Raw genomic sequence first — 8,942 nt, 5'->3', positions numbered from 1 at the left:
ACACATTAATTCTTTCCATATTAAAAAAATATTACTGTGTGTTTTTACTTTTGTAAAATAAAAAAAGCACTAAACACAGTACTTGAGAGAAATTCATCAACAATAAAAATCATTTTCAACGACAAAATAATTTATAGCGAGTTATCCTAAATAGTTTTTCCCATTCTGACTACTGCATAAAATTGTAGCAGAAAAAATCCAGGCACATAAAGCTCTTATTTACTTCAGCACCGATTTCAGTTCCTGACGGTATTGCGAAGCACTTTTACCTGTAAATTCTTTGAACGATTTATTGAAATAACTGAAATTATTAAAACCACTTTCATAACATATCTCAGAAATGCTGATGGGCTTTTCAGCAAGCAATTTTGAGGCGTGAACCAAACGGTAATCATTTACAAATTTGGTAAAGGTTTTATTAGTTATCTTTTTAAAATACCTACAAAAGGAAGGTTCCGTCATACTCACCAATTCCGAAACTTGTTCGAGCGTAATATGATCCTGAAAATTATCTTTTACATAATTAAAAACAGCATTGATGCGGTCATTATCCTGCATTTGCATTTCTATCGAAAATCCATCGGCATTCAAAACGGTAGATTCTTTGGAGAGTTCCAACTCATTTAGAATACTTAACATGGTCAACAGTCTTTCAAACTGCGACTGTTCTTCCATCGACTCTATTTTCTTTCCTATATTTCTTTTAGTTTCACCTTCAAAAGCAATTCCGGCTTTGGCTTGACTAAAAAGATTCCTAATATTGGTCATTTCCGAAATATCAAAAAATCCATTCCCCAAGAAATCCGGTTTCATCTGTATGACCGTTTCATTTTTGTTTCCGGTTTCTTCATTGGTAAATCCACAATGGGGTAAATTACTTCCTATCAGAATCAAATCACCATCGGTATAATATGAAATATGACTTCCTATCTGGCGTTTTCCAGAACCCCCATTAACAAAAACCAGTTCTATTTCAGGATGATAATGCCACAAGTGTGCTTTACTGTTTGCATTTTCAACATATTTCGAAAAAGAAAAAGAGCTCCCAAAGGATGGAGCAATAATTTCAAAAGCTGGTGGTATAATTTTCATACGAATACGTATTTAGAATTAGCACAAAATTATCGAAAATAGACACTCGATTAACTTTTTTAACCTTAATCGATTTCGTAAAAGGTAAAATAGCACACAAAATAGAAAATTCAGCACTACTCATACTGAATAGGTTAGGGTAATTTAGCATCGGATAAATATCATTATAAATCTAAAAAGTTTACGATTATGAAAAAGATTTTAAAATTTAGTTTAGTATTAGCCGCAGTAGTTTTGACTGCCGTACAAGCACATGCAGGAAACGCAGATTTTTCACTGGATTTAATAAAAGAAGAAGGAAAAACTGTAAGTTTTAGTTTGAAAGAGATTAAGAAAATTGATTTGTCAATTTATGACACTAATGACAGTTTAATCTATCAGGAAAAAGTAACTTCTGAAGATAACATCAACAGAACATACGATTTGACTGCTTTGCCAGACGGAATCTACTTCTTGAAAGCAGAAAGTGCTCTTAAAATTTCAAAGTATAAAATTGAGGTAGTGGGTAACAAAGCAAAATTGTCTGCCAATGCTATTTCTGAAGTGTACAAACCAGTTGTGGCAAATAAAAACGGAATCGTTACTGTTAATGTTTTAAACCTTGAAAAAGTTCCGGTTACTGTTGCTGTTTACAACTCGGATCAAACTGAAGTGTATAAAGAAACTTTGGCTGCTGATCTTTATGTAGGTAAAATATTTGACTTGAGTAGCGCTCATAACGGTAAATATACGTTTGAGATAACCTACAATGGTAAAACATTTAGCGAAACAGTTACTACCAAATAGTGATTGAATAAATTGTAGTAATTATGAGGCTGTCTTTATTAGACAGCCTTTTTTTTTGGTTTTAAACAATCGAAAAACACTAAAGATTCCCAATAATCTTATCCATAACCCAGCTCGTATGAGCTCCTGTTAAACCTGTAGAAGGGTGTTTACTATTCCCCAAAAGGTCTTCTCGCATTTGCTGAACATGATACAACTGTATGTTTTTAGGATGTTCAATGAATACTTCTGTTTGCCCCGCTTCGTTCGAAAGTACCAGAGGATCATTTTCAAATACAGAAAATGTTATTTTTCCTTTGCTTCCAAAAATCTCCACTTTATCTTCCCGTTCATAGCAACCAAAATTCCAACTTCCTGAGCCAGTAATACCAGACTCATGCAGCCAACAGGCAGTCGCTGCATCTTTAGCCGAATACAATCCTTGTTGATTGAGACTTAACCCGGAAACCTGTTTTATATTTCCCAAAAGATGTGTGAATAAATCCAGACCATGACTCGCTAAATCATCAAAATAACCACCGGTAGCAATAGCGGTATCAGTTCGCCAATTGTATTCCCCAGATAAATCCTTAGCATTTGCCGGTTTACTCAAATGCCATCTTATATGCCTGATTTCACCAATGCAACCTGTATCAAGCCATGTTTTTATCTGTTCAAAACGAGGTAAGGTACGCCTGTAATAAGCTACAAACAAAGGAATGTTTTTTGCGGCAAAGGCATCGTAAATTGCAAGACTGTCTTGATAATTTGGCGCCAAAGGTTTTTCGATACAACAAATCTTTCCCGCTTCGGCCACCTTAAGTCCGTATAATTTATGAACATCCGGAGGTGTAGCAATGTAAATCGCATCAATCTCAGGATCATTAATCAAATCATCGGCATTCATGTAACACTTGCTTATTCCGTGTCTTTTAGCATAATCTGCAGCTTTATCCGCATCTCTTCGCATTACTGCGACCACTTCAAAGCCATCCGTTTTCTGGTATGCAGGACCACTTTTCAGTTCGGTAACATCGCCACATCCCAATATTCCCCAACGGATTACTTTTGTACTATCACTCATAATTACTGATTTTTTATTGCTTCTGAGAATTTAGAATAAAAAGGTTTATAGTTTTAATCACAACCATCGATTCCGCAGCTGTCTCCATCGGTAGCATTTAATAGCGTTACTTTTGAATCAAACTTTCCTTCTTCCCATACTTTCTCTAGTGTTTTCACAAATGTTTCAACATGTTGCGCACCCGAAATAGCATATTTATTATCGAAAACAAAGAAAGGAACCCCTTGAACACCGATAGATTGTGCTGCTGCAATGTCCTGCTGTACTTCATTTTTATAAGCATCAGAATGCAATACTTCATCAATCACTTCTGCATTTAGTCCTACTTCCAGTCCCAATGCCTTCAATGTATTCAAATCATTAATATTCTTACCATCAGTCAAATAGGCTTTGAACAGTAATTCCTCTAAATCATTTGCCATATTATACTTTTTCGCCAAATGCAACAAGCGATGCGCATGCAATGAATTGGCCATAATCGCTTTTTCAAAATGAAAATCCAAACCTGAATTTTTAGCATTCTGGGTCATATTGTCAAGCATCTCTTGAGCCCAATCAGTATCTTTTCTATATTTTTCTGCCAAATGCTCTACCATATTATCCTCGGGAGAAGCAACAAAGCCAGCGTCTAGCTGAAAGCTTTTCCATTCAATTTCAACTGCATCTTTATGTTCGAAATTTTGTAGCGCACCTTCAATTCTTCTTTTTCCTATATAACAAAACGGACACATGATATCCGACCAAATTTGTATTTTTAATGTATTTGCCATCTTTCTTTATTTAGTAAACGATTAAATCATTTGTATATACAAATTTAATAAAACTAGTTTGAAATCAATTCGATATTATACTTTTATTAGGAATTGAGAGATTGGCTTTATTCGAGGTAATTCATAAAAAAACCATCAAAATTGCTCTTGATGGTTTTCTGTATATTTTTAAAAAACTTTGGTTTATGCCAATAAATCCAACACAAATGAAGGGTACAAACCTAATGCGATATTCAATACAATTGCAATAACAGCAACAGCATAAATAATAACCGGAGTTCCTTTTCTTTCTTCGTTTGGTTCTTTAGTGTACATCGCCAAAATTAATTTGAAGTAGTAACCAACGCTTATAATGGAATTTACTACAGCTACAATTACTAAAGCCAAGTAACCTGCTTGAATCGTTTGATTGAACAAAACCAACTTAGCAAAGAATCCGGCAAAAATTGGAATACCAGCCATAGAAAGTAAAGCTGCCGTAAGAATGGCTGCTAATAATGGATTTGTTTTTCCTAATCCGTGGAAATTAACCACATCTTCGTTGTCTCTATTTTTACAAACGTATAAAATTACACTAAAAGCTGCGATTCCTGATAAAGAATACGCTGAGGCATAATACAACAAACTTCCAGCTGATGTAGACAAACTCAATAAAGTCATCAACATAAAACCAGCATGAGAAACCCCTGAAAAAGCCAACATACGTTTTACATTCGTTTGTCTTAATGCCATAATATTACCAACGGTCATCGAAGCCATAGAAATCACGACTACTACCATTTTGAATGACTCTGAAACATCTGCATTCATAACAGATAATAATTTGTACAAAGTTGCCATAGCAACTACTTTCGCTAAAGTACTCATCAATGCTGTTGTCAACGCTGGAGAACCTTCGTATACATCCGGTGCCCAGAAATGGAATGGAACTGCAGCCACTTTAAATAACATACCGATCGTTACCAATACAATCCCTATTGGGAACCAAATTGGCAATTCAGCTGATTGTGATAATTCGCTGATTTCAGTAACATCAAAACTTCCCATAGCTCCGTAAATTAAACAGATACCAAACAGAATGATTCCCGATGCAAAAGATCCCATCAAGAAATATTTCATTCCCGCTTCATTACTTTTTAAATTCATACGATCACTTGCCGCAAGAATATAAAGCGCAATTGATAATACTTCAATTCCTAAAAAGAACATTGCTAAGTTCCCAAAAGAAACCATTGCTACTGCTCCAGCCAATAAAAATATTTTTATGGCAATATAATCAGAGATTTTAGATTGATGATTTTCGTAAAAGTTATGTCCTAAAGCCACTAAGAAAATGGTAAGCACAATAAACAAAGACGAAAAAGTACTTGAAAATTTACTGACAACAATCATGTTGTTGTAGTAACTCTCCGTAGAATTAAATTCAGATATAGTTAAACCCAGCACTCCCAATAATCCAAGTATTGTTATTGGAACAATGGCTTTCCTTAAATTAAAAATTTCAAATAAAAGGCATAAAACACCTAATCCTATTATAGCTATTAATGTATTCATTTTTTTATTTGACTTAGTTAATTCGGTTTATTTGAGTTAAAATTTCTTCCAGACTTGGAGTAATCAGATCGGTAATTGGTTTTGGATACATCCCAAAAAAGAATAAAACACCAATTATAAGTACCAATGTTATTCCTTCATTGATCGTTACATCAGCAAAAACTTTAGAATTGGTTTCTCCCAACATGGCATGTTGAAACATTTTCAACATATAATACGCTCCTAAAATTATTGTAGTTCCTCCTAAAATGGCAAACCAAATATTAATTTGTGAAAGACTGTATAAAACGGTGAATTCTCCAATAAAGTTAAAAGTAGTTGGCAAGGCAACAGATGCTAAAACCAAAATCATAAACATCGAAGTGAATTTTGGTGATTGTGTACGAATACCTCCCATTTCACCAATGGCTCTGGTCTCGTATCTTCTGAAAATAATTTCAGCAGCATAAAACAATCCAACAACTACAAATCCATGTGCAATCATTTGTAAAACTGCTCCACGCAATCCGTCTAATGTCAAAGTGTATGTTCCTGCAGCAATCAAACCAACGTGAGCCAAAGAAGAATACGCTAATAATTTCTTTAAATCTTTTTGTTTCAATGCTACGATAGATCCGTAAATTACACCTGCAATTCCAAGTCCTATGAAAATATACATGTATTCTTTGGCTGCCAATGGCGCCAATGGCAATTGCCAACGGATAACACTGTACAATCCCATTTTTAGCATGATACCAGACAAAAGCATTGTCCCAACAGTTGGTGCTTTTTGGTACACATTTGCTTGCCAAGTGTGAAAAGGAATTAATGGAATCTTAATGGCATACGCCAAGAAGAAAGCCAAGAATATCCACAATTGTTCCGTTGCTGATAAATTTAATTTGTATAAATCTTCTAATAAAAGACTTCCTGATTTTTGATACATATAAACAAAAGCAACCAACATAAATAAAGAACCAGCAAGTGTGTAGATAAAGAATTTAACTACCGCTTTTTTGCGTTCTTCTGTATCTCCGTTACCCCAAATTAAAGCAATGAAGTAAATTGGAATCAATGCTAATTCCCAGAAAATATAATACAACAAACCATCTGATGCCAAGAAAGTTCCTGCCATTGCAAACGCCATAAACAAGATTAAAGCATAAAATGATTTTGAATTTTTATAGTCATTTCCAAAAGAGGAAAATATAATTATTGGAGTCAAAACTGTGGTCAATAACAGCATTGCCATTGATAATCCGTCTGCTTTTAGAGCAAAAGAAATATTAGGCTGCGTAATCCACTGGTTGATGAAACTGATATTTTCACCTAAATTATAGTGATTTAATAATACAACAGAAGCGCCTGCAGCAGCTAATCCAAAGAACAAAGCCACTTTTGAAGCCAGTTTATCGCCTGCAAGATAAGTTGCAAACGCACCAACCAAAAGTATAATTAATATTAGAGATACATTCATAGTATAAGATTATTGAGCTAAAAATAAATAAGAAACAATGGCACAAAGCCCTAATACGAAAACAAAAAGATAAAGACCAATGCTTCCATTTTGTATTTTCTTTCCTTGGTAACTTATTTCGTTGGTAACTTTTCCGAATCCAAAAACTAAAGCTGACAAACCAGTTTCTACAGTGTCTCTGAAAAAACGAGACAAGAAATTAATTGGTTTAACAAAAATAGCGTCATAAAATTCATCAACATAATATTTATTGTAAAGCACTTTAGAAAATCCTGTAATTTCAGCATCTTCAGTCGGAACTGTATTTTGTTTGATGTATTTGGCGTAAGCAATACCAATTCCTACTAATCCACCCACAACAGCAATGGCCATCAAGATATATTCAGTAGTTCCTAAATGGTGTTCAGCGGTTGCTAATTTTGGTAAAATTGGAATCAGATAATGATTCAACCAACTGTTTCCTGGTAAACTAATCAAACCACCGATAGTTGCCAAAATTGCTAAAACAATCAAAGGAATAGTAATCAAAGAAGGACTTTCGTGCAAATGATGTTTTTGTTCTGCGGTTCCTCTGAATTCTTGGAAAAACGTTAAGAACATCAAACGGAACATATAGAAAGCAGTCATTATAGAAGCAACCGAAGCCACAACCCATAACGGAATATTATGATGGAAAGCCACTAATAAGATTTCGTCTTTCGAGAAAAACCCAGAGAATAATGGAACTCCGGAAATTGCTAAAGAAGCAATCAACATTGTTGCAAAAGTAATCGGCATTGCTTTTTTCAAACCACCCATGTTGCGCATGTCTTGTTCTCCGTGCAAAGCGTGAATTACAGAACCTGAACCCAAGAACAAACAAGCTTTGAAGAAAGCGTGTGTGATTACGTGGAAAACAGCCACTTCATAAGCGCCTAAACCTAAAGCCAAGAACATTAATCCCAATTGAGAAACAGTAGAATAAGCCAAAACTTTCTTGATATCGTTTTGAACCAATCCAATGGTTGCAGCAACTAAAGCAGTAACAGCTCCAACTACAGCAATTATCGATTGTACATCTGGAGTTAAATCAAATAAGAAATTCAATCTGGTAATCATAAATATCCCTGCAGTTACCATTGTAGCTGCGTGAATCAATGCCGAAACTGGTGTTGGACCAGCCATCGCATCCGGTAACCAAGTATACAATGGAATTTGTGCCGATTTACCACAAGCTCCAATAAATAAAGCGAAAGCAGCAACAGAAAGCCAATACATATTAAGATCCGTTGCACCAGCGATAGCCGTTTTTAAAGTAGCGTAATCTAAAGTCGAAAATAAATTCCCTAGAATAAAAATTCCAACTAACAACCCTAAATCACCAATACGGTTCATGATGAATGCTTTCTTAGCAGCGTCATTGTACTCTTGGTTTTTATGCCAAAATCCAATTAACAGATACGAACAAAGACCAACGCCTTCCCAACCGATGAACAACACTAATAAGTTACTTCCTATTACTAATGTAATCATGAAGAATATAAACAGATTCAAATACGCGAAAAACTTGTGCATATTTTCATCATCGTGCATGTAACTTATGGAATACAAATGAATCAAAGACCCAATTCCAGTTACGAAAAGCAACCATAAAATGGACAATTGGTCCAATTGAAATCCAAAATCAACTTTGAAATTACTGATTTGGATCCAATCAAAAAGTGAAATTCGAATTCCTTCCGGTTGCGCTGCAATTCCCCCAAAGAAGTAAGCAGTCGCAATAAAAGAAACCACTACTGAAAGCGTTCCAATTATTCCAGAAAGGGATTTTCCAAGGCTTTTGCCAAAGAAAACATTGATTAAAAATCCTAAAAAAGGAGCGAGAACTAAAACTAAAGCTATATTGGTATTCATTTCCATTTATCCTTTTAAGTTTTTTAAATTATCGATAGTAATTGATCCTAAATTTCTAAAGATAGAAACCAGAATTGCCAATCCTACCGCAACTTCTGCCGCAGCAACAGCCATCGAGAAGAACACAAAAACTTGTCCTTGCGCATCTTGATGATAAGTTGAAAATGCTACAAACAATAAGTTTACTGCATTCAGCATAATTTCAATTGACATAAATACGATAATGGCATTTCGTCTGTACAACACTCCGAAAACGCCAATACAAAAAAGTATTACGCTTAGGAATATATAATTTTCAATACCAATGTGGTTTAAAATATTGTTCATC

At 34.6% G+C, this 8,942-nt stretch carries 8 protein-coding genes; 1 reads left to right on the top strand and 7 read right to left on the bottom strand.

The features are described 5' to 3' along the window. Positions 1 to 219: 219 nt before the first annotated feature. Complete coding sequence (locus C8C87_RS00445; protein WP_121340748.1) at positions 220 to 1,092, bottom strand: AraC family transcriptional regulator; 873 nt, start codon at positions 1,090 to 1,092, stop codon at positions 220 to 222. Positions 1,093 to 1,281: 189 nt separating this feature from the next. Here C8C87_RS00445 and C8C87_RS00440 point away from each other — a divergent pair, with 189 nt between their 5' ends. Continuing rightward, positions 1,282 to 1,878 carry a hypothetical protein gene (locus tag C8C87_RS00440; protein ID WP_121340747.1) on the top strand — a complete coding sequence of 199 codons (597 nt, stop codon included), beginning with the start codon at positions 1,282 to 1,284 and terminating at the stop codon, positions 1,876 to 1,878. Between the two features lie 79 nt (positions 1,879 to 1,957). Here C8C87_RS00440 and C8C87_RS00435 read toward each other — a convergent pair whose 3' ends face one another. The 6 genes from C8C87_RS00435 to nuoK all read right to left on the bottom strand — a co-directional run bounded on the left by C8C87_RS00435 (position 1,958) and on the right by nuoK (position 8,941). Beyond that, positions 1,958 to 2,941 carry a Gfo/Idh/MocA family protein gene (locus C8C87_RS00435; RefSeq protein WP_121340746.1) on the bottom strand — a complete coding sequence of 328 codons (984 nt, stop codon included), beginning with the start codon at positions 2,939 to 2,941 and terminating at the stop codon, positions 1,958 to 1,960. Between the two features lie 53 nt (positions 2,942 to 2,994). Then, on the bottom strand, positions 2,995 to 3,711 hold the full coding sequence (locus tag C8C87_RS00430; RefSeq protein WP_121340745.1) for a DsbA family protein: 717 nt from the start codon (positions 3,709 to 3,711) through the stop codon (positions 2,995 to 2,997). 183 nt (positions 3,712 to 3,894) lie between these two features. After that, positions 3,895 to 5,265 (bottom strand): NADH-quinone oxidoreductase subunit N, encoded by a 1,371-nt coding sequence (locus C8C87_RS00425; RefSeq protein ID WP_121340744.1) that lies wholly within the window; start codon positions 5,263 to 5,265, stop codon positions 3,895 to 3,897. Positions 5,266 to 5,278: 13 nt separating this feature from the next. Beyond that, complete coding sequence (locus C8C87_RS00420) at positions 5,279 to 6,721, bottom strand: NuoM family protein (protein ID WP_121340743.1); 1,443 nt, start codon at positions 6,719 to 6,721, stop codon at positions 5,279 to 5,281. Between the two features lie 9 nt (positions 6,722 to 6,730). After that, positions 6,731 to 8,614, bottom strand: coding sequence for an NADH-quinone oxidoreductase subunit L (gene nuoL, locus C8C87_RS00415; protein ID WP_121343246.1), 1,884 nt, complete (start codon positions 8,612 to 8,614; stop codon positions 6,731 to 6,733). A gap of 6 nt (positions 8,615 to 8,620) precedes the next feature. Next, positions 8,621 to 8,941 (bottom strand): NADH-quinone oxidoreductase subunit NuoK, encoded by a 321-nt coding sequence (gene nuoK, locus C8C87_RS00410; protein ID WP_066079401.1) that lies wholly within the window; start codon positions 8,939 to 8,941, stop codon positions 8,621 to 8,623. Position 8,942: the final 1 nt, after the last annotated feature.

This window comes from Flavobacterium sp. 120, assembly GCF_003633605.1.
In the GTDB taxonomy this organism is placed as follows: domain Bacteria; phylum Bacteroidota; class Bacteroidia; order Flavobacteriales; family Flavobacteriaceae; genus Flavobacterium; species Flavobacterium algoritolerans.
The sequence above is the reverse complement of the archived record's forward strand: the minus strand, read 5'-3'. Positions and strand labels throughout refer to the sequence as shown.

Bases quoted from the DNA above. Each gene is read 5' to 3' on its own strand.
- C8C87_RS00445 (WP_121340748.1), bottom strand. From the start codon at position 1,092: ATGAAAATTATACCACCAGCTTTTGAAATTATTGCTCCATCCTTTGGG.
- C8C87_RS00440 (WP_121340747.1), top strand. From the start codon at position 1,282: ATGAAAAAGATTTTAAAATTTAGTTTAGTATTAGCCGCAGTAGTTTTG.
- C8C87_RS00435 (WP_121340746.1), bottom strand. From the start codon at position 2,941: ATGAGTGATAGTACAAAAGTAATCCGTTGGGGAATATTGGGATGTGGC.
- C8C87_RS00430 (WP_121340745.1), bottom strand. From the start codon at position 3,711: ATGGCAAATACATTAAAAATACAAATTTGGTCGGATATCATGTGTCCG.
- C8C87_RS00425 (WP_121340744.1), bottom strand. From the start codon at position 5,265: ATGAATACATTAATAGCTATAATAGGATTAGGTGTTTTATGCCTTTTA.
- C8C87_RS00420 (WP_121340743.1), bottom strand. From the start codon at position 6,721: ATGAATGTATCTCTAATATTAATTATACTTTTGGTTGGTGCGTTTGCA.
- nuoL (WP_121343246.1), bottom strand. From the start codon at position 8,614: ATGAATACCAATATAGCTTTAGTTTTAGTTCTCGCTCCTTTTTTAGGA.
- nuoK (WP_066079401.1), bottom strand. From the start codon at position 8,941: ATGAACAATATTTTAAACCACATTGGTATTGAAAATTATATATTCCTA.